This is a genomic window from Jeotgalicoccus sp. ATCC 8456, assembly GCF_016313225.1.
GTDB lineage: Bacteria > Bacillota > Bacilli > Staphylococcales > Salinicoccaceae > Jeotgalicoccus > Jeotgalicoccus marinus.
Genome location: NZ_CP066224.1, coordinates 343,706 through 366,581 on the forward strand (window position 1 = coordinate 343,706; position 22,876 = coordinate 366,581).

Here is a 22,876-nt window from a genome sequence, read left to right on the forward strand (position 1 = left end):
CTCCAATCATATAAAGGAGACATTAGCTGTGCTAACGTCTCCGTGTCATTTATGGGTATAGACGGTTTAATAATCTTGGGAATGGTGCGGTTTCTCTAACATGTTGAACACCTGAGAACCATGCAACTGCACGCTCTAAACCAAGACCGAAGCCTGAATGCGGCACACTACCATATTTACGTAGATCTAAGTACCATTCATAGGCGTCTAGGTTTAAGCCTGAATCGATGATTCTTTGTTTAAGTTCATCGTAGTCATGAATACGTTCACTACCACCGATAATCTCACCGTAACCTTCTGGTGCAATTAAATCTGCACAAAGTACTGTACGTGGGTCTTCAGGGTTAGTACTCATATAGAAAGATTTAATTTCTTTTGGATAATTTACGATAAAGACCGGTTTCTCAAAGCTGTTTGCAATCTCAGTTTCATGTGGAGAACCGAAGTCATCGCCCCACTCAATATCATCAAATCCTTTTTCGTGTAAGAGGTCAATGGCCTCTGTATAAGTGATTCTAGGGAACGGTGCTTTGATTTTTTCAAGCGCTGTAGTATCACGTCCAAGAGCCTCTAAATCCAGTTTACAATGCTCTAAAACATTTTTAGCTAGATATTCAACATATTGTTCTTGAACAACTAAGCTATCCTCGTGATCATAGAACGCCATTTCTGGTTCAATCATCCAAAACTCAATCAAGTGACGACGCGTTTTAGACTTCTCAGCACGGAAAGTAGGACCGAAAGTAAAGACTTTACCATGCGCCATTGCAGCAGCTTCAGCGTACAACTGACCACTTTGTGAAAGGTATGCATCTTCATCAAAGTATTTAGTATGGAAGAGTTCAGTTGTCCCTTCTGGAGATGAACTTGTTAAAATTGGTGGATCAATTTTTTTAAAGCCATTTTCATAGTAGAAGTCATAAGTACTTTTGATAATTTGATTTCTAATATTCATTACAGCATGTTGTTTTTTAGAACGTAACCATAGATGTCTGTTATCTAGTAAAAACTCAGGCCCATGTTCTTTTGGTGTAATTGGGTAACCATCTGCACTTTGGATAATTTCAATACGAGAAACTTCCATCTCATAGCCAAAACTTGAACGGTCATCTTCTTTAATTACGCCAGTCACATACATAGAAGTTTCTTGGTTTAAACCTTTAGCAAGGGTAAATAAATCTTCGTCGTTCGCTTTTACGACGATACCCTGCATGAATCCAGTACCATCTCTTAATTGTAAAAATTGAAATTTACCTGACCCACGTTTTTGGAGTAACCATGAGCCGATTGTGACTTCTTGACCCACGTAGTCTGGTGCTTGATTAATTGTTATTTTCATTCTTACCATCCTTAGACTGTCGTTTTTTTATTAATAAATGTTTTAATTCTTTCAATGCCTTCATTGAACTTTTCTTCAGAGACTGAATAGCTAATACGTGCATAATCTTTTGCACCAAAAGCTGCTCCAGGCACAATTGCAACGTATTGGTCTGTTAAAAGACCTTTAACAAAATCATCTACACTGTCATAACCACACTGACTTGCAATATCTTTTAAATAAGGGAACAAGTAAAATGCCCCTTCTGGTTTGATACAGCGAACGTGTGGCACTGTCATGAGTTTTTCATAAGCATTGTCACGACGCGCTTTAAACGTGCTCACGTAATCATTTTTAAAGTCGTCTGACATGTTATATGCCTTAATCGCAGCATATTGTGAGGGTGATGCCACACTCGTCGTAGATTGGGAAGATAAATCCCCTAATGCTTTAATAACATTCAATGGGCCACAAGCGTAGCCAATACGCCAACCTGTCATCGCATGTGATTTACTAAAGCCATTTACGATAATCGATTGCCCTTTAATTTTCTCGCTTAAACTCGCAATCGAAATATGTTCACGCTCATAGGCCAAGACTTCATAAATCTCATCGACCACTACTATTATATCAGTATGTTCTAAAACATCTACTAAGGCCTGTAGTTCCTCTTTACTGTAGATGCCCCCTGTTGGGTTATTAGGTGAGTTTAAGACAATCATTTTAGTCTTTTCAGTGATATGTGCTTTTAAAAGCTCAGGAGTCAGTTTAAAGTTTGTGTCTTCTGTTGTTTCAATTGTGACAGGCTCTCCGCCCACCATTTTAATCTGTTCAGAATATGATACCCAGTAAGGTGCGGGTAGAAGCACTTCATCAGTCGGATTTAAAGTAGCTAAAAAGATATTAAATAACACTTGTTTTGCGCCATTACCTACGTATACCTCGTCTGGAGTATACTCTAGATTATTATCTCTTAACATTTTGTCTGCAATCGCTTGTCTCACTGCTTTAATACCGACAGAAGCTGTATATTTTGTATGGCCATCAAGTGCGGCTTGATGGGCAGCTTCGATGACTTCTTCAGGTGTATTGAAGTCTGGCTCACCTGCAGATAAGCTGATAATATCATAGCCATCAGCTTTTAGTTTTCGAGCTGTGTTTGTAATTTCAATCGTTTGGCTCGGTGTAAGCGACTTAACTTTCTCGGATAATTCCATCTTGCGGCAGTCTCCTAACAATTCGTTTTCCTTATTATAAATCAAAAAGCAATGCTTTAAAAGATGTCCGATCATCATGGATAATATTTTTCTCAGGAAAATATTTTAAGAAAGCATTCTTATATGGTTTATTTATTATCCTATCATCAAAGAGCATGAGAATACCTTTATCTTCTTCACTACGTTTTAATCGACCTGCAATCTGTCTAAAGTGAATGACAGCCTCTGGTAAATCTTCAGAATAGAAATGTGAAAAGCTGTTCTGGTTAGGCACTGGGAATGGTAATTTAGTCAGCATGAGTGTCTTATCTTTTTCAGATACTAAGTTGACCCCTTCTGTAAAAGTGTAGGTCCCTAATAACAGGCATTGGCTAAGCTGATTGTACTGATTGAGTAATTTTTCATTATTAGAACCACGCGTCTGTTTTAAGACAGGAATCTGATCAAATAAACCGACTTCCTCAGTATAGCTGTAGACCTTTTCTAGTAGTTCGAAATTAGAGAAAATAACAATGAGTTTACTGTTCGTTTCACTTAAGTACAGGGATAGGTAATCCAGAATATCGATAACATAATCAGGATTGTTCATATCGTAACTGCTGATGTCGTTTGGAATGAATAACTTTATGTCATCAAACATTTCGGTATTATCCATTATTGTCGTATCATATTCGTGATCACCAAACCAATATTTCAAATGCTTAAAACTGCCATTTACTTCTAGAGTTCCTGATAATAAAATCTGGCTAGGAATCTTAGTTAAAGCACTTGCTAATTCATCCAGTACGTCAGTTCTAATTTCAACTTCTGTACGTGTCGGATTGGCATGAGTTTCTATATGACAGTCATCGTATATAATCGCATGCTGAAGCCTTTTTAATGATTGTTCAAAGAAATGCATGTGATTATAAAGTGCTTGGTAGTTCTTCGTACCTCTTATTGTACTTAAAAATAATTGTGTATACTTAATGATGCTTTCTAAGGTCTCACTCGCTTTTTTAATCTTACTTTTAGAAAAATGCTTAAATAATTCATCAATTTGTCTATGCAAATTGACGACAATATCTTCTAGTAAATATAGGGATACGGCTTTATTATCTTCAGCATAGGAACTTAATAAGCGAGATTGACTCAACTGTCCGATTTGACCAATAAAAAACTTCATCTCACTATAAGTATATTTTCTTCTTTCTTTTAAATCTAAGGCAGATTTTAACTGATGCGCTTCATCGATTATTAAGGCATGTACATCATACAAATTATTAATACAATCATTAAGGAAATAATGGTTCGTCACAATAACAGGCACTCTTTTAGCATTGTTTAAGGCACGTTTAAAATAGTAGTGTTGCTTATTGTCACCATTCTGGATGCGCATCGTATCGTAGTATGATTTTTCGGGTCCACGTAGATTTAACTCAGATAAGTCACCTGTTTTCGTAGATAGCAACCATACCAAAATGCGCATTTTTAAAAAACAAATTTCTGGATTATTATCTTCTGATTCTAAGAGTGCAGAAAAAGCATCTAAATCAATATAATTATTTCTTCCTTTTAATAAGACAAAGGGCGCTTCTAATGAAACAACACTTCTTAGACGCGTTAGTGAAGACTCTATTAATTGGTTTTGTAATATTTTTCTCGATGTGGAGACGACGACTTGCTGATGATAATTTGAGTAATAACAAATTGCTGCAATTAAAAAAGCATCACTTTTACCAAGACCAGTGTAGGCTTCAATGGCATGAAACTTCTCATTGACTAGACTATCGTAAATTAATAAAGATAAGTCATATTGATCTTGGCGGTAGTCATGATTGGTTTCATGTAGATATTTTTTATATAGCTCATCTACAGAAATCGGTTTAATATCATGTGTGTTTAAAGTAAAGTCCTTGATATAAAACTGCTTATAACTGACGATGTCATCTCGATCGTTGTCTATATTAAGACTTAAGACATTAAAGAGTAAATCAGTAATATTAGTGGGTAAAGACTTCGTTAAATGATAAATCGTAATCAGCGTTTGTCGATGTAGATTTAGAATTAAGTCAAATATCTTAATCAGAACTTTAGCAGTTGCTAAGGCATCTTCGTCTGCCCTATGTGCCTGTGATAATTTTATATCTAAAAATTCAGCGACTAAATGTAACTGATACCCAGGAACTGTAGGCAGAAAGATTCTTGAAAGTTCGACCGTATCTATTTTATAGGTTGGGTTATATTTAATACCACATGCCTTAAATGCAGTCTTTAAGAAATTGAGATCAAAATCTACATTATGTGCAACAAAGACTGAGCCCTTGAGCATGTCCCTAATTTCCCAAGCGATATCTTGAAACTTAGGGGCGCCAATCAACATATCAGGCGAAATACTTGTGAGTTCCCGAATAAAGGGTGATATGGTCGTTTTATCACTTAAGAAAGTATTGTATGTGTCCACAATCTCATTGTTTCTCACAAAGACAATACTAAGTTGAATAATCTTATCTTTTTGTAGGTTGTTACCGGTCGTTTCTAAGTCTACGACGGCAAAAGTTTTATTTAACATCATATCACCAAATTAAATTTCAATATCTGCACTGATTACCTGATGTATATTTTGTTCTTCATCAATAATGATTAGGTAACCCTCATCATTTACATCAAGTGCCTTACCTTTAATCATACCATTTGAACTGCTAATCTTTAATTGACGATTAAAGATTATGGAATGCTCTATCCATTCATCTCTAATTTCTGAAAAAGAAGTTGACATAAATTTGTTATAGTAAATTTCTATATTCTTAAATAACTCACTTAAAAATGAATCGATATCTAACTGCTTTTCAGATGGTAGTTCAGCATTAAGAGCAGTAGCAGTCGACAATGATTCGATATCTGTTGAGGGTTCAATATTGATACCCACACCACATATAATGGTTTGAACGGTGTCTTCTTCAGAAACAATTTCTGTTAAAAAGCCGCATACTTTCTTATCACTGATATAAATATCATTAGGCCATTTAATTCCACTTTTTAAACCTGTGTTCTTTCTAATCGTTTGACTAATTGCTAATGACATGAATAAGTTGAATGTAATCATATCACTATGTTTTATATTCGGCCTTAAGACGAGTGACATGTAGAGACCAGTTTCTTTAGGAGACAGCCATTGCCTTTTAAACCGTCCCCTACCTTCCGTCTGTGACTCACTTACTATTACTATGTTATCATCATTTTTATGTAAAATGTTAAAGGCTGTATTTTGTGTAGAGTCAACAGTCTTTTTATAGATGAGTTGATCAAATAGTGTGGATTTGTCAATAATCGATAGCAGTTTGGCTTGATTAATATTTTGAGATGCTCCGACTAATGCGTAGCCCTTATTCTGAACAGCTGCTATTTGATATCCCTCATTTTTCAAAGCTTGTATATTTTTCCAAATCGCTGTTCTAGAAACATTCAGTTGTTCTGCAAGTGAATTACCAGAAACAAATGTTTCACTTTGTAAACAATCTAATATTTTACTCTTCGTACTTTGCATGATTTTTCACCCAGTTAATTATTTCGTTTTGGTCATTTTCCAATTGACCGAGCACGACTTGTTTTTCTATCTCTGATAATAGTGTTTTTAACCATGGTCCGCCTTGTCGTTCTAGTACCTGCATTAAAACTCGACCATCAACATATAGGTCACTACGACTGTTTATAACAAGTTTGTCTCTCAGTGTGATGGCATTTAAAAGTATGTCGACTGAATCTGTACTTAGTACGTCATTCTTTTGATTTAAGTGAAGGACTAAATCCATAATTTCCTTGTTATAATAGTAGGCAATTAATTTAGAATTTACATTCATGGACAAGTCATCCATTAAAGATAAGCTATCACGTATCTGATTTTTTAAGTGGTTCGATGGCTTGAGCTCATTTAGGAACCTTAACAAGGATTGGTCATGGTAAACGTGTATTACGAGTGCTTCTTCAATATTTGATACGCATGCACTAAGATATGTGTCTTTATGGACATGCTTAAAGAAAGGGATATATTCCAGTAAGCCAGTTTCAACTATAATATTTTGTGCGGCCGACGGATTTAAGCCTGCATACATTTTCTTAAGTTCTGTAAAAGTACGCTCACTCGCAATATGAGCAAGTAAAGCCTTATTTTTATGAATCGCTGCCTTTACATTTTCAGTTAGTTTAAAGTCTAATTGGGACATAAATCTAACAGCTCTCAGCATGCGAAGTGCGTCCTCACCAAACCGTTCATCTGCCTCGCCTACTGTATTAATAACATTTTCTTCTAGGTCATCTTGACCGTGATAAGGATCAAAGAGTATCATATTTTTCATCATTGCCATTGCATTGATCGTAAAATCTCGGCGACTTAAGTCATCTTGAAGATTTTCTGTGAAGAATACTTTGTCTGGTCGTCTAAAATTACTGTAGGTACCTTCTGTACGGTAGGTCGTTACCTCAAAAGGTGTATCTTCTATTAGAACAACAATCGTGCCATGTTCTTTACCCACATCAATCGTCCGTTCGAATAGCCGTTCAATTTCTTCAGGTAAGGCATTTGTTGTTATATCTACATCGTTAATTGGCCGATTCAATATATAGTCACGCACTGCCCCGCCTACAAAATAGCCTTCATAGTCGTTTTTCTCTAAGATGTCTAAGATCAAGCCTGCCTGCTTAAACAGTTTATTCATGTGCATCACCAGAGATTAAATGGTTATATAAATTCTCATATTGATCAACAATTTCTTCCATATTAAAACGTTCTTTTATATCTTTTAACATAGCACCTTGCATAGTTTTAAATTGGTCTTCATGGGTTAACAATTGAACAATACGGGCTGCTGCTGTTTTATAATCACCAATTTCAACTGTATAGCCTGACTCATTATCTTGAATTACTTCAGATATCCCACCGGCAGTTGAACCTATAGGTACAGCACCACAATACATTGCTTCTAGCATCGCTAGGCCAAAGCTTTCTTTTCTGCTAAGTAAAAGGAAAATATCTGCGAGTTTATAGTAGTCTGTGATATCAGAAACTTGGCCTATGAAATGAACGCGGTCTTCTAAATCTAATGATTTTACAAGTTGTTTTATAGAGAAAAGCTCTGGTCCATCTCCGACATATACTAAGTGACAATCGACTTCTTTTAAAGCTTCGTTAAATGTATATAAGACATGATCGACATTTTTAATCTTTCTGAAGTTTGAACTATGAACAAGCACCTTTGCTTCATCTGGAATGCCGAGCTTAATTTTTGTTTCAGCTTGAATCTCTAAACGACTCTCTGTATTAAAACGAGTATCGTCAACAAAGTTATAGACGGTCTCTATTTTAGTTTTTGGCTTAATAAGGTCATAGGTCTGCTCTCTTAGACTATTCGACACCGATGTCGTTAAATCAGACTTATCAATCCCAAAACGAATCGCATTTACCAATGACATATCGTGACCGAGTACAGTAATGTCAGTACCATGTAAGGTTGTTATTATACCCACATCTTTTTTCTTAGACATTTCACGAGCCAAGATGCCACATACAGCATGAGGAATCGCATAGTGCATGTGAATAACATCTAAATCAAATTCATCTATCACTTCGGAGATTTTACTAGATAAGGTAATGTCATAAGGTGGATACTTAAAGACACTGTAGTCGTTAACTTCTGTCTTATGGGTATATATATTATCGTGGTTTGCTCCAAGTCTGAATGGCACACTGGATGCAATAAAATGGACCTCATGACCTCTATTTGCCATTTGTATGCCAAGCTCTGTTGCAATGATGCCACTCCCACCTACACTTGGATAACATACAATTCCTAACTTCATACCAATGCACCTCAACTACTTATAATTTATATCAGTCTTAATTATAGAGAAAATTTATCGATAAAGGAAACGAATATTACTACAAATAAAAAAACGACCGAATAAACGGTCGTCTATAATCTAATTCTAATTGTTTCTTGCAATCATAATAAAGCGTAGAAGTTCAGCCACAGCGACTGCAGTTGCTGCAACATAAGTCATTGCTGCTGCATTTAACACTTTCTTAGCATGACGATACTCTTTACTATTAACAATATTTAATTCTTCGATTTGATTCATGGCACGTTTAGAAGCATCGAATTCCACTGGTAAAGTCACCACTTGGAATAATACTGCAAAGGCCATTAAACCGATCCCTGACCATAAAAGAATTTCGCCTAGTCCCCCACCTGCTGCACTTTGTGCCGCAGTTAAGATAATACCAGCGATAATTAAGAAATACGAGAAGTTAGAGCCTAATGTCGCTAATGGTACCAGTGCTGAACGGAAGCTTAGGAATTTATAGCCTGTTGCATGTTGAATTGCGTGACCAACTTCGTGTGCGGCAACTGCTGTACCTGCAACACTTGGATTGTCGTAGTTACCTGGAGATAATACGACTTTTTTGTTTTTAGGATCATAGTAATCAGTCAAAGTACCTTGTCCACGTTCGACACTTACATCGTAAATACCATTCTCACGTAAGATATCTTCAGCGACTTGTTTACCAGTCATACCACTAGTCGAACGCACTTTAGAATACTTGTTAAATGTAGATTTAACATTCATCTGTGCAAGCATTGGTACTATCATTAAAATTATAAAATAGATTATCAGATACACATTTGTCCCTCCGTCTTGTTCATAGTTATATTTTACTAAAGTGATTTTACATAAGTCAATTATTACGTCTATCTACAAGCTTCCATAATAGTATAAGCACGATTATTGTTAACCAAAAAGCCAAGTATCCTATTTGATTTGCAAATCCATGCAAGTTTCCGTATCTTGGATACTGCATAAAGACATAATCGATGACGTCATTATGAAATAACCATAAGGCAGTCACACCAAAGTGCCAAATTTTTATTTTCATATGGGGAAGAAACAAGAACGCTTGAATCGCCATTGCCAAGTGGGATGCAATCAGCATCAAGCCAACTAATGAGACAAAGCCCATGTCAATAAAGTTCCAAATGTTCATAATCACTGCCCAAACACCATACTTAATCAAGGTTGTAAATGCTAGAGCATCAACCAACCCTGAATGCTTATTAAACAAGATTAAGACAATAAGTACACATAAGAACAAAGTTGCAGTCGGGCTATCTGGTACAAATGGGTAGAAATACCACGGTGTAACGGAAAGTTGTCCACCATACCAAATATAGCCATAGACTGTACCTAAAAAGTTTGAAATCAGCAATAAGACTAAGAATTTTCTGTTAAACATTAAGTTATATATGTAGTTAAATAGCATAGTTTCTCCTACAAGAAGACCCCTCTGTTACCAGAAGGGTCGTTATTATTTGTATTATTCAGCTGATTCTTCAACATTGCTTGCTTCGTCTTTACTTGTTAGTTCAAGTCCAGCAACATATTCAGAAATCGCAGTGATTTCTTCGTCTGTTAATTGACCTTCAAAGGCAGGCATTTCACCACTACCACTTCTAACAAAAGCTTCAACCATTTCAGGTTGTAAATCAGGTTCAATTAAGTTCGGGCCTGATCCACCAGCAAGTTCCCCACCGTGACAACTTGTACAGTTTGTACGGATTAAGTCATTGAAGACAGGATCTTCTGCATCTAAGTTAGAGAAAACAATCTGACCTTGTTGGTTTTGTTGTTCCCAATCATGGTAAGCAACTGATTCCCAAGTTGTGTAGAAGATAATACCTACAGCTATGAGCATCATACCTGTAGCAACTGGACGTTTTTTCCAGTGACGTTCTTTCTTACCGTCAAGCCAAGGTGCAAGTAATAGAGCACCGAATGCGATACCAGGAATGATAATCGCACCTACTACGTTAAATGGACCAGACGCATAAGTGTATTTTAAAATCTGATAGAGGAAAAGGAAATACCAGTCAGGTAGTGGAATATAACCTGTATCAGTTGGGTCTGCCATGCGCTCTAATGGTGCAGGGTGTGCAACCGTTAAGCATAGGAAACCGATTAAGAATACTGCACCAGCCATCCATTCTTTAAGAAGGAAGTCTGGGTAGAATTCCTCTGTACGACCAGGGAATTCTGAATAATCACGATTTAATTTTGGTTTGTCATACTTTTGTACACGTGAATCACCTACAAAAGTTAGACCTTTACCATGTTTCATAAATAGTCCCCCTCCTTCTTATAGTGGTCCTGCAATACCTTGTCTACGTATTAAGATAAAGTGAATAGCCATTAATACAAATAGCGCAGCAGGCAGGAAGAACACGTGGATAGCAAAGAATCTAGTCAGTGTTTGAGCACCGATAATTGTCGCATCACCTGCAAGTAGAGTCTTAATCCACTCACCGATAAACGGAACACTTTCAGCGATATCTAAACCTACTTTAGTAGCGAATAGAGCTTTCATATCCCATGGTAATAAGTAACCTGTGAACGCAAGGCCAAGCATAACTGCGAATAACAGTACACCGACAACCCAGTTTAATTCACGTGGTGACTTGTATGCACCTGTAAAGAATACTCTTAGAGTATGTAGGAACATCATTACTACGACCAAGCTTGCACCCCAGTGGTGCATACCTCTAACAATAACACCAGCTGCAACATCCTGTTGTAGGAAGTAAACAGAGTTCCAAGCGTTAATGATATCTGGTACATAGTACATTGTTAAGAACATTCCAGACAAGATCTGGATTACTGTAATGAAGAACGTTAAACCACCAAAACAATAGACGAAAGCTGAGAAGTGATAGGCAGGGTTAACATGCTCAGGCACTTCGTGATCTGCTACGTCTCTCCAAATTGGTGTGATGTCAATTCTGTCATCAATCCAATCATAAATACGATTCAGCATCAATTACCCTCCTATACTAATTCATTTTCTTTAATTGCACCGATAGTTAAGAATCCGTCAGATTCTCCAACTTCGTACATATCTAAAGGCCCACGTGGTGGTGTACCTGGTACATTCTCACCATTTTTCTCATAGAGCCCGTTGTGACATGGACAGAAGAAACGCTCTGGATTACTTGCATCGCTTGCCCATGATACAGTACAACCCAAGTGCTTACAAACCGGTGATAGCGCGATGATCTCATCGCCTTCTTTGTAAACCCAAGCGAAGTCTGTAACTTCACTCACATACCAGCCATCTGTTTGCTCGAATGTGAAGTCTACACTGACTGGTTCTTCGGTGATGTCAGCAACTTTTACACTTGTTGCAATCATGTCACTTGCAGATGATTCTTTAAATAGTGGATCTAGAGCAAAACGACCCATTGGAAGAATCATTCCTGCAGCCATAAATGAACCGACACCCATTAGAGAATAGTTCAAAAACTGGCGTCTTGTTACTTTTTGCGACATTAGTCTTTCCCCCCTCAAACGCACATACTTTTACAAATAATATAACTAGGACATTTCAATTTTAGCTCATTAAAACTGACTGGTCAATATGGTTTTCAAAGAATTGACACATCTAATAAATAGATTGTGTAATAATACTTCTAATTATTGATTCCATACACCAATAATTTGCTTGATAACAGATTTTACTTCGTCATTGATTATTGAAATTTTCATTTCATTATCCATATCGCTTATTGGAATACTATTAACCCTAATGTGATCCAAACCATCTAACTCAATATCTTGATAAGCAATGCTCACCACATTTTTAAAGCCATATGCTTTTAATTGATCTTTGTAAGCAATAAGGCTCGTATGGTCATCTGTTACAGTTGTAAAAGCAGGTGTAATCATCAATCTACCCTTCAGCTGTTTTTCTAACTGGATGGATATTAATTGCATGAGTTCTAAATTATTAGCATGTGTGAGAACTTCATTATCAAAAGCAATGCTTACCACTGGCACAATTGCAGTATCGATAAACTCAATTTCATCCTTTAAAACGCGAAGATCCTGTGTATTAAATAACACACTGACTACCCTCTTTCTTTTGTTAATTTTTGTAGCTCATCTGTCAGTTCATAAAATCTAACTTCATCTTTAGATAATAAGGCTTGGTCGATTAAATGTTCGAGTTCCTTTATATCTTCTTGAAGAATCTCATCATTTTTTGTTAGTTCTTCAGACCGAATTTGATTATAGCGAATATCATCTGTTGAGAGTATGAATTCTAAATAAAGACCGTCAGTTTTGTTCAAGTTCAATTCATGGAAGATTGTCTCACCATTGTCTGTGATGATACCGTCTTTTTCGAACATTAAGGTTGGTCTATTTACATTTTTTTCTGCAATCCTTAACTTTCTACGTATAGAAGAATCCGTAAAGGAAATATTATGGGTAATCAGTGGGTGAGATTTAATAAAATTCAAGATCCAAACTGCAGTATGGTCCTTAAAATCATAGTTATAGAGACAATAGTTAATAAAATCTTTTTTAAAGCTCGTCTTCCTCACCTGCTATCTGCTCATAATCCATCTGCCAGTCCGGATTGTCAGGTTCTAGTTGCATCAGTTTCTCTAGGATTTGTTTTTTGTCTGGATGATTAATTTCTCTTAAGTAATAGTAATAATCTACATAGAATTCAAGAGAATCATCTAACAGTGCTTGGGCATCCTTGTAGTATTTTAAGGCTTGACTGTCATTTTCATTTTCTGCTTCTATTTTAGCAAGTAAGTAAATCGATTCACCACTTAGGGCATTGATGTCTAAATGTTTAACATAGTCATCGATTGTGTCTGTTTCACCTGTTTTTAAAATACTTTCAAAGAGCATTAGATATGCATCATCGTAGTCTTCATCCAGTTCAGTTGCGATTCTGAAATGTTCAATGGCTTTGTCCGCTTGGTTTTGTCTAAAGTACAAGCGACCAAGATGGAAGTAAATAAGCGAGTTTTTATCATTTTCTTTAAGATAGGTTAAAAGTGTTTCTGTCGCGTCTTCTAAATTATGTTCAGTTTCATAGATGTTCATGAGTAAAATATAGGCATTGATAAAGTACGGTTCATTGTCGAGTACTTTTTCAAGTAAGCTTTTAGCTGCATCGTAATCTTTTAAATTATATTCGAGTAAGGCTTTTTTGTAGAAGTCTTCATTTGAATAATGATCTTCTGAAATACTATCGAAATATGCACGTGCATCTTCAAAGTTTAAAAGATTGACGTTGATATCCGCTAATCTTAAACCAAGTAATATACCATTTACTTCCTCGAGCCCTTCGTTTAAAACATCTTCATAAAATCTGACTGCTTCCTCAAGGTCACCATTTGAGTAGTATAACTCGGCAATTGCAAAGTCGATAATGATGTCATCAGACATATTTTTTGCCTCAAATAACAATCTTAATGCGACGTCGTTTAAGTTCATCTGTTGAAAGATTTCTGACTTCAACATTAGTACTGTTGGCGTTTCAGGGCTAGAGTTAATCAGTTCAAGGGCATCATCAAGGCGCCCTTCACTGATATAAGATTCAACGATATATGAAATGACGTAATCGTCATGGTCTACGTTATTATTTAAATGTAGGAAAATCTGTCTTGCTTGATATTCTAAACCTGCATTTTGTAATGCATCTCCCAAAACAAAGAGTGCTTCTAAAGACTCATCTGAGTGAAATTGGTCTAGACTATTTAAAATATTGTTTAAATCACTTTCAGGGTATGTTCCCTGTCTAAGTTTATCGATTATTTGAAGAATTTCTTCGTGCATATTATCGATCCTCTCGTAAACTATTAAGGTCTTCAAGGAAGCTTGGGAATGACACATCTATGGCACTGATATCATCAATGTTGATTTCTTGATTCGTTGCAATGGCCATAATGATCAGCATCATTATAATTCTATGGTCATGATAACCCTTAAAGATTTCGTTTGCTGTGACTGAGCCATAGCCTGGATTGACTTCAAAACCGTCTTCAAAAGTGTTAATGTCAACACCAAACTTCTTCAATTCATCTTCAACAGCACTAATTCTGTCAGTTTCTTTATAGCGAAGTTCTTCTGCATCTCTAACGGTTGACGTTCCATTAGTAAATGCAGCAAGTACCGCTAAGATTGGAATCTCATCAATTAGACGTGGGATAATTTCGCCATCAATAGAGAATGGTTTAAGATTTTTTGTGTATTTGACATGAATGTCGCCAAAAGCTTCTCCATCTGTCGTTTTCTCATCAATCGTAATATTAGCGCCCATGGTTTTCACAACATCAATAATTCCCGCTCGAGTATCATTTAAGGATACGTTATTAATAGTAATATCAGCACCTGGTGTAATCAAGCCGAGGACGATGATGAAGGCAGCTGAAGAAATATCTCCTGGAACAACGACATCGGATGATGTCAGTGCTTGCCCTCCATTTAGTACTACGGTCTTATCTGCTACATTAATGTCAGCACCAAATTGTGCCATCATTATTTCAGAATGATTTCTTGATGGATGCGTTTCGTGAATAATTGTTTGACCTTCTTGAAAAAGCCCAGTGAATAAGATGGCACTTTTAACTTGTGCTGAGGCAATCGGCATATGATATTCAAGCGGTTTGATTTTAGCTGGTTGAATTGAAATCGGTGGGAACGTATCTTCTTTTAAGTTGATCTTTGCACCCATTTCACTTAGCGGGATGACTACCCTATCCATGGGGCGTTTAGCAATCGTTTCATCACCCTCAATCACTGCATTAATCTGTTCTAATCCTGCGACTAAGCCAGTTAAAAGACGTGTCGTTGTACCGCTGTTTCCTGTGTAAAGAATATCTGATGGAGATTGAAGCGATTGATGACCACTAGAAGTCACTTCAAAGTCAGCTCCGATTCTCTTAACGTCAGCGCCAAGTTGTCTCATGTTTTCAAAAGTTCTTAAAGTATCCGCACTAATCAGAGGGGATTTTATAAAGGTTGTTCCCTCTGCTAAAGCACCTAACATCAAAGCGCGATGGGTAATCGACTTATCTCCTGGAACAGTAATGTTACCGGTAAACTTACTATTTAAAAGTTGTTTCATAGGCACTCCCTTAACTCTAATAAGTATTCTTTTAAGGTCTCTATCTTTAAATCTGTCACAACAAGTTGTGAATCCTGATTAAATAATACGTAACTGATTACACCTGAGAGATGGTTCTTTTTATCTTTTTCAATTAATTTTAGCATAACATCAATTTCCATTTCTTTTAGAAGATGGACCGGATAGCCATGATACTTCATATAGCTATAATAAGCATCTAAATCAAATTGCGTATTATGAACTTTGTTTGAGAGATGGAGACTCGCAATTATACCAAGCATGACTGCTTGCCCGTGTGGAATTTTGTAGCTATATTCTAAAGCATGTCCAAGTGTATGACCAAGGTTTAAAAACTTTCTCCTACCGCTCTCATGCTCATCTTCAATCACAAATTGCATCTTAGTTTGAATACCCTGAATAATATAAGGGGTTAAAGTCTCTACTCGAATCTCATCTTTCGTATCAAGCATTAATTGGTTCGCATCAGCTTCTGAACTTAACAATGCATGTTTAAATACTTCACCAAAGCCACTTAATTTTTCACTTTCACTTAATGAATCTAAAAATTCTAAGTCGTAAATGACAGCCTTAGGTCGATAAAATGCACCGATTAAGTTTTTACCGTGTTTAGAATTAATGGCCGTCTTACCACCAATTGCAGAATCGTGAGCGAGCAGTGTTGTTGGAACGTGAATGTAATCTACACCACGGAGGACCATACTTGCAATAAATCCGCCTGCATCTCCAGTTGCCCCACCACCGATAACGACGAGTAGAGAATTTCTCTTAATATCTCTCTCTAATAAAAGCTCTACTGTTTCCATTAAAGGAGAAGCGTATTTAAACGATTCTCCTCCAGTGACAGTTATAGGGTGCTTGATATTTTTTAATTTACTATTTTTATATAATGAATAGACGTTCTCATCGATGATATAAAACACCGATTCGTATTGATTAGTCAAAGATTCTAAATGAGTATCTAAGACACCGCGTTCAACATAAATTGGGTAGTTATTTGTTGGATACGTTGTAATGATATCCATATTAAAATTCTCTTAAGCGTTTTTGATAGTCACTTAAGGCAGCTTTTAACTCAGAAAAATCATCACTTGGGAATTTTTCTAGTATGGCATCAGCTACTTCAATCGCAACCATATGTTCTGCAACTATTGATGCTGCTGGTACAGCACTTGGATCACTACGTTCAATCGTTGCAGTAAATGGTTCTTTCGTCTCAATATCCACGCTCATTAAAGGCTTATAAAGTGTAGGGATTGGTTTCATAACACCTCTAACTACGATTGGCATACCTGTTGTCATACCGCCTTCAAAGCCGCCAAGATTATTACTACTTCTGTAATATCCTTCTTCTGTAGAATATTTAATTTCATCTTGAACTTGTGAGCCAGGTGTAGAGGCCATTTTAAAGCCCATGCCAAATTCCACACCTTTAAAGGCGTTAATACTAACAATAGAACGGGCAATTTTTGCATCTAATTTACGGTCATAGTGTACATGAGAGCCGAGTCCAGCTGGTGGGTTTTCAACGATAACTTCTACTACTCCGCCGATTGTATCCCCGTTTTTCTTAGCAAGATCAATTGTCTCTTCTGTGGCTTTAACGACATCTGTCGATACCATACGTACACTGGAGCTATTAGTGTTTTCTACAATTGTATCGAAGTCATAAGAGCCTTCATCTATTACTTTACCAATCTGTGTCACACGAGAAGTAATTTTAATATCTAGACTGTGTAAGAGTTCCTTACATAGTGCACCAACAGCTACGCGTGCTGTCGTCTCTCTTGCTGAAGAGCGCTCGAGTATATTTCTAAGATCACGATGGTTATACTTCATGCCACCGACTAAGTCTGCATGACCTGGGCGAGGTTTTGTTATAACACGCTTCATTTCTTTTTCTTCATCTTCTGAAATAGGTTCTGCACCCATGATGTTGACCCAATGTTTAAAGTCATCGTTATTGATCTCCAACATGATGGGACTGCCGAGTGTTTTACCATGTCTTATACCTGCACCAAACTGGAAGGTATCCTTTTCAATTTGCATGCGACGACCTCTACCGTACCCACCTTGGCGTTTAAAAAGTTCCTCTTGCATGCGGTCCTTATCAATTGGAAGATTGGACGGAAAGCCCTCGACTATAGCGCTGACCTTAGGACCGTGTGATTCACCTGAAGTTAAAAATCTCATAGTAAGCACCTCTGTTAATTTTTTTGTATATGAAAAAAAGACTGAGTAATTTCTTACCCAGTCCGATTGATCATTTTAGTAAATCCAAGCGCTATTAGATAGGTTGTAATCAACTAATTCAGATTGGTCAAAGAATAGATTGATTTCTCTTTCTGCACTTTCTGGTGAATCTGAACCGTGTATGATGTTTTTTCCTACAGTTAAACCGAAGTCGCCACGGATAGTACCGGGTGCTGCTTCTTGTGGATTAGTTGAACCAACAACTAAACGTGCTGTTTTAATGACGTTCTCGCCTTCAAGTACCATAGCAAATACAGGACCAGAAGTGATGAAGTCTACTAACTCACCAAAGAAAGGTCTTTCGCTGTGTTCACCGTAGTGTGTTTTAGCAAGCTCATCAGATACTTGCATTAATTTAGCACCAACGATTTTAAAGCCTTTGTTTTCAAGTCTTTCAACGATAGGTCCGATTAGGTTTCTTTGGACACCATCAGGTTTAATCATAAGAAATGTTTTTTCCATTATAATAGCTCCTTAAAAATGTTTTCGTCTTATTTTATCACTATCTATAGGCGGTTTACAAACTAATTACGCCTATTTTTTAACATATCTGCGATTTCTAAAAAATATTCCTTAATTGGAGTCTCAATCTCAGCAACAGCCTCTGTAGCTTCGGTAATGTGATCATGACTAATATCTAAGGCCTTGTTTATGGCATCTGTTTCTAATAAATAGTTTATTAATTTATTGTCATCAGTCTTATAGTTGGAATATGATTCGAGCATCGACTTAAAGGTGGGATCACTGTCTCTTAAAAGTAAGACTGGTAAAGTATAATGACCATTTTTAATATCAGCAAAACGCGGTTTACCGAGCACCTTACTAGATCCTGTAAAGTCTAGACAATCATCAGTAATTTGAAAGCTCATACCGATATGGTAGCCGTATGTGACGAGTTTTGAAATCGTCTCATCATCAACCTTACCTGCATAGGCACCAAGTTCAATACTGAGTACGATTAATAAGGCAGTCTTTCGATATATTTTTTTATAATATTCATCTAAGGTTTGATAAGCATCGAACTGACTATCAAATTGAATCAGTTCCCCTCTAACAATTTCTCGAATTCCTGTGGAATATGTTTCATGAAATTTTGAGCTCTCAATTCTCGCAACAAGTTGTAAGGCAGAAGATAACAAATAGTTTCCTGTATTGACCGCCTGGAAATAGCCGTGATTATGATAGACCGTCGGTTTACCTCGGCGTAAGGCGCTATCATCAATAATGTCATCATGAACAAGGCTCGCCATATGAAGTAATTCTAAACTTGCCCCGGTTTTTAAAACATCACTATATGCATCTGCATCGCCAAGTTGTCCTGATAGAATTGTAAATAAGGGTCTGAGTTTCTTGCCCCCAGAATTAAACAATTCAAAGCTTTGATCGTTGACTAAGATTCCATTAGGCTCAAGCTCTTTCTTTACAATCTTTTTAACTTGAGACAGCTCATCAGACATGAACTTCCTTAAACTTTTCACTCGTCTTCACCCAAAGGTTTATATCCGATGTGGGTTGCGGCAGTGCCAAATGTATGAGGGATTACTTTAACACTGATGTAACCACTATCAAAGAGCATGTCTTTTAATTGAGCTTTTGTTAAAAATTGACTCGTAGACTCGTATAACCATTCATATTCCTTACCACTTCCAGCAATTTTCTGGCCAAGGAATGGCATAATCTTACCAAAGTATATATTAAAGCCAAAGTTCATAAAGGCATTCTCAGGATTAGAAGTTTCTAAAATAACGAGCTGACCACCCGGTTTTAACACTCGGTAAAATTCTTTAATACCAACTGCATAATCCGGGAGATTACGGAGTCCAAAACCGATAGTGATGATATCAAAACTATTATCTTCGTAAGGTAGATTTAAGGCATCACCTTGAACAAGAGAAATATTATTAAACTGAGCTGTTTTTTCATCAGCAACTCTCAGCATATTTTCACTAAAATCAAGGCCGATGACATTGGCATTAGGATTTTCTGCAAGTTGGATTGTCCAGTCGCCAGTACCACAGCAAAGGTCAAGAACTTGTTGATTGTCTTTAACGAAAATCTCCTTATTTGTTTTGTTTCTCCAAATGTTATGTTGATTAAAACTTATGACGTCATTCATGTGATCGTAGTCATCAGAGATTGTATTAAATATATTTTGAATTCTGTTTTCATTTTGCATTAGTCTTCACCTTTAATATTTGTTATGTATGTTAATGCAGTCTTATCGAGTGATTTATAATATTTATCTATCACCTGATAAAGCGTTGATGAGACATAACCATTATCTATTAAATAGAAAAGCGGTGCAAACAACAGATATTTTAATTCATGTTCATCAATCATTCTTGTATTTGCATAGATATCAGATTTTTTTGAGGCAAGGTCCTTTGATATCGTGACCATATCGTAAACGATGTCCATGTGACCACCCTGTGATAAGGCGAAATAGAATTCAGAAAAATAATAATCACCCATCAAAACATGTTTCTCTCGTGCTTGGTTATCTGGTATCATATCGAGCGTATTTAATGCGTATGTAAATAAGAGGACAGCTTCAGCGATATATGTTTCACCGATAATATTATTATCGTCGATAAAGAAGTCTGTGATTTCGTTCGCTTCGAGTGCTTTGACGAGATCGGACAGCGTCTTATAGTCATTTTGCTGTTCCTTTAAATATTTCATAAATATCACCTTATAAATGAATAGACCTAACTCGCGTTAGGCCTAGTAAATGGAATTATTTAACTGCGTCTTTAAGTGCTTTACCAGCTTTAAATGCAGGTACTTTTGATGCTGGAATTTCAATTTCTTCACCAGACTGTGGGTTACGGCCTTTTCTTGCAGCACGTTCACGTACTTCAAAGTTACCGAATCCAATTAATTGTACTTTTTCACCTTTAGAAAGTGAACCTTGAATTGATTCGAAGACTGCGTCTACAGCAGCTCCTGCTTCTTTTTTCGTCAAATCAGCTTTATCGCTGACAGCGTTGATTAAATCTGTCTTATTCATCTGATAGACCTCCTATAATCTGTATAATGATTTTATCATTATGTTTTGACTTTACCATACGACACTAGTGACTGCAACGCATTTAAGTTATTTTTCCTGTAAAAGACACCGAGAAATCAGTTTTTATGAACACTTGTCATGAAAATAGCCTCGTTGTTTTCATCGACAGTCATTTCTGGCGAATAAATCGGCACTATTGGTGTATATTCATATAGGATTTCTCTGATGTCATCGCCTGTTTCAAAGTCTAAGTTTTCATTTTCTATCATCTTATCTAAATCGGGGCGATAATCGATTACAAACTCTTGTCCCCCACTGTAGTATACATTTAATTCCTCACCTGTATAGGGGCTGATTACTGTTGGGTTTTCCTGCAAATTATAAAAGTCTAAATCGAGCTGATAGACGTTTGGTCCAACCTGTTCACCGAGTTCTACATGTTCACCCATACCATTGATTCTTAGAGATAAAGAACGTAGCTCCTCTATTAAGGCAAGATCTGCAAGTTTAACTGTTGGGTTCTCTTCAGCATCTAAAATTACATATTGGAAATTACCCCCATTCTCATATGCAGTTGTGGGGATATCACTTAAGTATTCCGGAACTATACTATTGAAATCAATCTGATATTCAAGATATTCTGCTGTATCAGATTTTGTTTGTATAGGTAGTACCCCGCCTTCATTCTCACTGAAGTTCTCTACCGCACTTTGAACGTTTTGTATATCGGCTTCTGGTGGTATATTATGACCTGCTCTCTCTTCTTCAGGATACAAACAACCTGTTAAAACAAAGAGCGCAATAGTTAATGTGAAAATATAGCCGAACTTACGCATGGGACGATCCCCCAATGACAAGAATCATAAGTAAGAATGCAAGTATGAGAATGAGCCACGCAATAATAGAAACGATTACACTTATAAAGCGAATGGTGATGACAAATCTTGATAAGTAGATCAAAACTGCTGCAAGTGCCATGAAGCCCATTGAGACAAAGGACACCCACATTAAATCCATCCTGGAAATATCAAACATATTTATACCTCAACCTATTTACTATTTTTAATCTGATTTTCTAATAATTGTTTCAATCCTTCAGATTCAGATGTCTTCTCTCTTTGCATTAATGCAGCAAAAGCTTCATCTTCACTGATACCATCAAAGAGATAGCCGTATAAGGTCGTCGTTATCGGCATCTCGATATCTTCAGCAATTGCAAGTTCATGAGCGGCTCTAGTTGTGTTGACGCCTTCAACAACCATGCCCATTTTCTTAGTCGCTTCCTCTAGAGTTAAGCCACTTGCCAACATTTGACCACAGCGGTAATTTCTAGAATGTTGACTGGTTGCTGTAACAATTAGATCTCCCATACCTGTAAGGCCTAAGAAAGTTAATGGATTCGCACCTAATTTTGTGCCAAGACGTGCAATTTCGTGTAAGCCACGTGTAATTACAGCTGCCTTTGGATTGTCCCCAAAACCATAGCCAGATAAGGCGCCAACTGCTAAGGCAACGATATTTTTTAAGGCACCACCGATTTCTACACCGATTAGATCATGGTTGACATAGACCCTAAAGTATTCAGTCATAAAGACATCTTGAAGTAGCTCTGCACCAGTAGAATTAACTGAGGCAACACTGACAGTTGTCGGTTGCTTTTCTGCTACTTCTTCAGCATGGCTAGGTCCACTAAGTACACCGATGTCGGACACAGTCGAGTCATCGAACACTTCTGTTAGTACTTCAGAAACACGTTTATAAGTATCTAATTCAAGTCCTTTTGCTACATGGACAACTAAGATACGTTTATTAAATGATTTTAGAAGTTCATGAATGTCAGTCGCCATTTTTCTCATGGCAATTACAGGTACTGCTAAAACGATAATTTCACAGTGTTCAACCGCATCACTTAGTGAGGTTGTCGCTTGGATACCATTATCGAGTTGAATATTTTTTAAATATTTCTCATTGGTCTTTAAGTCATTGATTTCCTGAACGGTCGCTTCATTTCTACCGTACATTAAAACATCATGTTTGTTGTCATTTAGTACGATTGCGAGGCTTGTGCCGAAACTACCTGTTCCAATAACCGATATGTTCATGTGAAA

At 36.8% G+C, this 22,876-nt stretch carries 25 protein-coding genes; all 25 read right to left on the reverse strand.

Annotation, left to right across the window (positions count from 1 at the left end; translation table 11 throughout):
- Positions 1-49: 49 nt before the first annotated feature.
- The gene (asnS, locus tag JEM45_RS01860; protein ID WP_026866310.1) at positions 50-1,339 is read right to left on the reverse strand and encodes an asparagine--tRNA ligase; all 1,290 of its coding nucleotides are present in this window, start codon (positions 1,337-1,339) and stop codon (positions 50-52) included.
- An 11-nt stretch (positions 1,340-1,350) separates the two neighbouring features.
- A complete protein-coding gene (locus JEM45_RS01865; protein ID WP_026866311.1) occupies positions 1,351-2,535 on the reverse strand; it encodes a pyridoxal phosphate-dependent aminotransferase in 1,185 nt (394 codons plus the stop codon).
- Between the two features lie 34 nt (positions 2,536-2,569).
- Positions 2,570-5,086: an exonuclease domain-containing protein gene (locus JEM45_RS01870; RefSeq protein ID WP_198687645.1), complete on the reverse strand. Its 2,517-nt coding sequence runs from the start codon at positions 5,084-5,086 to the stop codon at positions 2,570-2,572.
- A 12-nt stretch (positions 5,087-5,098) separates the two neighbouring features.
- The gene (locus tag JEM45_RS01875) at positions 5,099-6,061 is read right to left on the reverse strand and encodes a biotin--[acetyl-CoA-carboxylase] ligase (protein ID WP_198687646.1); all 963 of its coding nucleotides are present in this window, start codon (positions 6,059-6,061) and stop codon (positions 5,099-5,101) included.
- Positions 6,042-7,229, reverse strand: a complete 1,188-nt coding sequence (locus tag JEM45_RS01880) for a CCA tRNA nucleotidyltransferase (RefSeq protein ID WP_198687647.1) — start codon at positions 7,227-7,229, stop codon at positions 6,042-6,044. Before JEM45_RS01880 ends, JEM45_RS01875 begins: the two co-directional genes overlap by 20 nt.
- Complete coding sequence (bshA, locus tag JEM45_RS01885; protein ID WP_198687648.1) at positions 7,222-8,370, reverse strand: N-acetyl-alpha-D-glucosaminyl L-malate synthase BshA; 1,149 nt, start codon at positions 8,368-8,370, stop codon at positions 7,222-7,224. The genes JEM45_RS01880 and bshA overlap by 8 nt, the downstream gene beginning before the upstream one ends.
- A gap of 126 nt (positions 8,371-8,496) precedes the next feature.
- Positions 8,497-9,192: a zinc metallopeptidase gene (locus JEM45_RS01890; RefSeq protein ID WP_026866316.1), complete on the reverse strand. Its 696-nt coding sequence runs from the start codon at positions 9,190-9,192 to the stop codon at positions 8,497-8,499.
- A 55-nt stretch (positions 9,193-9,247) separates the two neighbouring features.
- On the reverse strand, positions 9,248-9,829 hold the full coding sequence (locus JEM45_RS01895) for a DUF1405 domain-containing protein (protein WP_166626681.1): 582 nt from the start codon (positions 9,827-9,829) through the stop codon (positions 9,248-9,250).
- 54 nt (positions 9,830-9,883) lie between these two features.
- Positions 9,884-10,684, reverse strand: coding sequence for a menaquinol-cytochrome c reductase cytochrome b/c subunit (locus tag JEM45_RS01900; RefSeq protein WP_051220459.1), 801 nt, complete (start codon positions 10,682-10,684; stop codon positions 9,884-9,886).
- A gap of 18 nt (positions 10,685-10,702) precedes the next feature.
- A complete protein-coding gene (qcrB, locus tag JEM45_RS01905) occupies positions 10,703-11,377 on the reverse strand; it encodes a menaquinol-cytochrome c reductase cytochrome b subunit (protein WP_026866318.1) in 675 nt (224 codons plus the stop codon).
- 11 nt (positions 11,378-11,388) lie between these two features.
- Positions 11,389-11,889: a QcrA and Rieske domain-containing protein gene (locus JEM45_RS01910; RefSeq protein WP_026866319.1), complete on the reverse strand. Its 501-nt coding sequence runs from the start codon at positions 11,887-11,889 to the stop codon at positions 11,389-11,391.
- A gap of 144 nt (positions 11,890-12,033) precedes the next feature.
- Positions 12,034-12,462 carry a DUF2487 family protein gene (locus tag JEM45_RS01915; RefSeq protein ID WP_026866320.1) on the reverse strand — a complete coding sequence of 143 codons (429 nt, stop codon included), beginning with the start codon at positions 12,460-12,462 and terminating at the stop codon, positions 12,034-12,036.
- A gap of 5 nt (positions 12,463-12,467) precedes the next feature.
- Positions 12,468-12,944 (reverse strand): YpiB family protein, encoded by a 477-nt coding sequence (locus JEM45_RS01920; protein WP_026866321.1) that lies wholly within the window; start codon positions 12,942-12,944, stop codon positions 12,468-12,470.
- Positions 12,925-14,196 (reverse strand): tetratricopeptide repeat protein, encoded by a 1,272-nt coding sequence (locus tag JEM45_RS01925; protein WP_026866322.1) that lies wholly within the window; start codon positions 14,194-14,196, stop codon positions 12,925-12,927. Before JEM45_RS01925 ends, JEM45_RS01920 begins: the two co-directional genes overlap by 20 nt.
- 1 nt (position 14,197) lies before the next feature.
- Positions 14,198-15,487 (reverse strand): 3-phosphoshikimate 1-carboxyvinyltransferase, encoded by a 1,290-nt coding sequence (gene aroA / locus JEM45_RS01930; RefSeq protein ID WP_198687649.1) that lies wholly within the window; start codon positions 15,485-15,487, stop codon positions 14,198-14,200.
- Positions 15,484-16,530 carry a 3-dehydroquinate synthase gene (locus JEM45_RS01935; protein ID WP_026866324.1) on the reverse strand — a complete coding sequence of 349 codons (1,047 nt, stop codon included), beginning with the start codon at positions 16,528-16,530 and terminating at the stop codon, positions 15,484-15,486. Before JEM45_RS01935 ends, aroA begins: the two co-directional genes overlap by 4 nt.
- A gap of 1 nt (position 16,531) precedes the next feature.
- The gene (aroC, locus tag JEM45_RS01940; protein ID WP_198687650.1) at positions 16,532-17,698 is read right to left on the reverse strand and encodes a chorismate synthase; all 1,167 of its coding nucleotides are present in this window, start codon (positions 17,696-17,698) and stop codon (positions 16,532-16,534) included.
- A 75-nt stretch (positions 17,699-17,773) separates the two neighbouring features.
- Complete coding sequence (gene ndk / locus JEM45_RS01945) at positions 17,774-18,220, reverse strand: nucleoside-diphosphate kinase (RefSeq protein WP_026866326.1); 447 nt, start codon at positions 18,218-18,220, stop codon at positions 17,774-17,776.
- Between the two features lie 62 nt (positions 18,221-18,282).
- Complete coding sequence (locus JEM45_RS01950) at positions 18,283-19,236, reverse strand: polyprenyl synthetase family protein (RefSeq protein ID WP_198687651.1); 954 nt, start codon at positions 19,234-19,236, stop codon at positions 18,283-18,285.
- Positions 19,233-19,934 (reverse strand): demethylmenaquinone methyltransferase, encoded by a 702-nt coding sequence (locus JEM45_RS01955; protein ID WP_026866328.1) that lies wholly within the window; start codon positions 19,932-19,934, stop codon positions 19,233-19,235. The genes JEM45_RS01950 and JEM45_RS01955 overlap by 4 nt, the downstream gene beginning before the upstream one ends.
- Positions 19,934-20,440, reverse strand: a complete 507-nt coding sequence (locus tag JEM45_RS01960) for a hypothetical protein (RefSeq protein ID WP_026866329.1) — start codon at positions 20,438-20,440, stop codon at positions 19,934-19,936. The genes JEM45_RS01955 and JEM45_RS01960 overlap by 1 nt, the downstream gene beginning before the upstream one ends.
- Positions 20,441-20,495: 55 nt before the next feature.
- A complete protein-coding gene (locus JEM45_RS01965) occupies positions 20,496-20,768 on the reverse strand; it encodes an HU family DNA-binding protein (protein ID WP_026866330.1) in 273 nt (90 codons plus the stop codon).
- A 116-nt stretch (positions 20,769-20,884) separates the two neighbouring features.
- A complete protein-coding gene (locus tag JEM45_RS01970; protein WP_026866331.1) occupies positions 20,885-21,604 on the reverse strand; it encodes a hypothetical protein in 720 nt (239 codons plus the stop codon).
- Positions 21,597-21,803 (reverse strand): DUF2768 family protein, encoded by a 207-nt coding sequence (locus JEM45_RS01975; protein WP_026866332.1) that lies wholly within the window; start codon positions 21,801-21,803, stop codon positions 21,597-21,599. The genes JEM45_RS01970 and JEM45_RS01975 overlap by 8 nt, the downstream gene beginning before the upstream one ends.
- Before the next feature lie 14 nt (positions 21,804-21,817).
- Positions 21,818-22,870, reverse strand: coding sequence for an NAD(P)H-dependent glycerol-3-phosphate dehydrogenase (locus tag JEM45_RS01980; protein ID WP_166626676.1), 1,053 nt, complete (start codon positions 22,868-22,870; stop codon positions 21,818-21,820).
- Positions 22,871-22,876 lie beyond the last annotated feature (6 nt).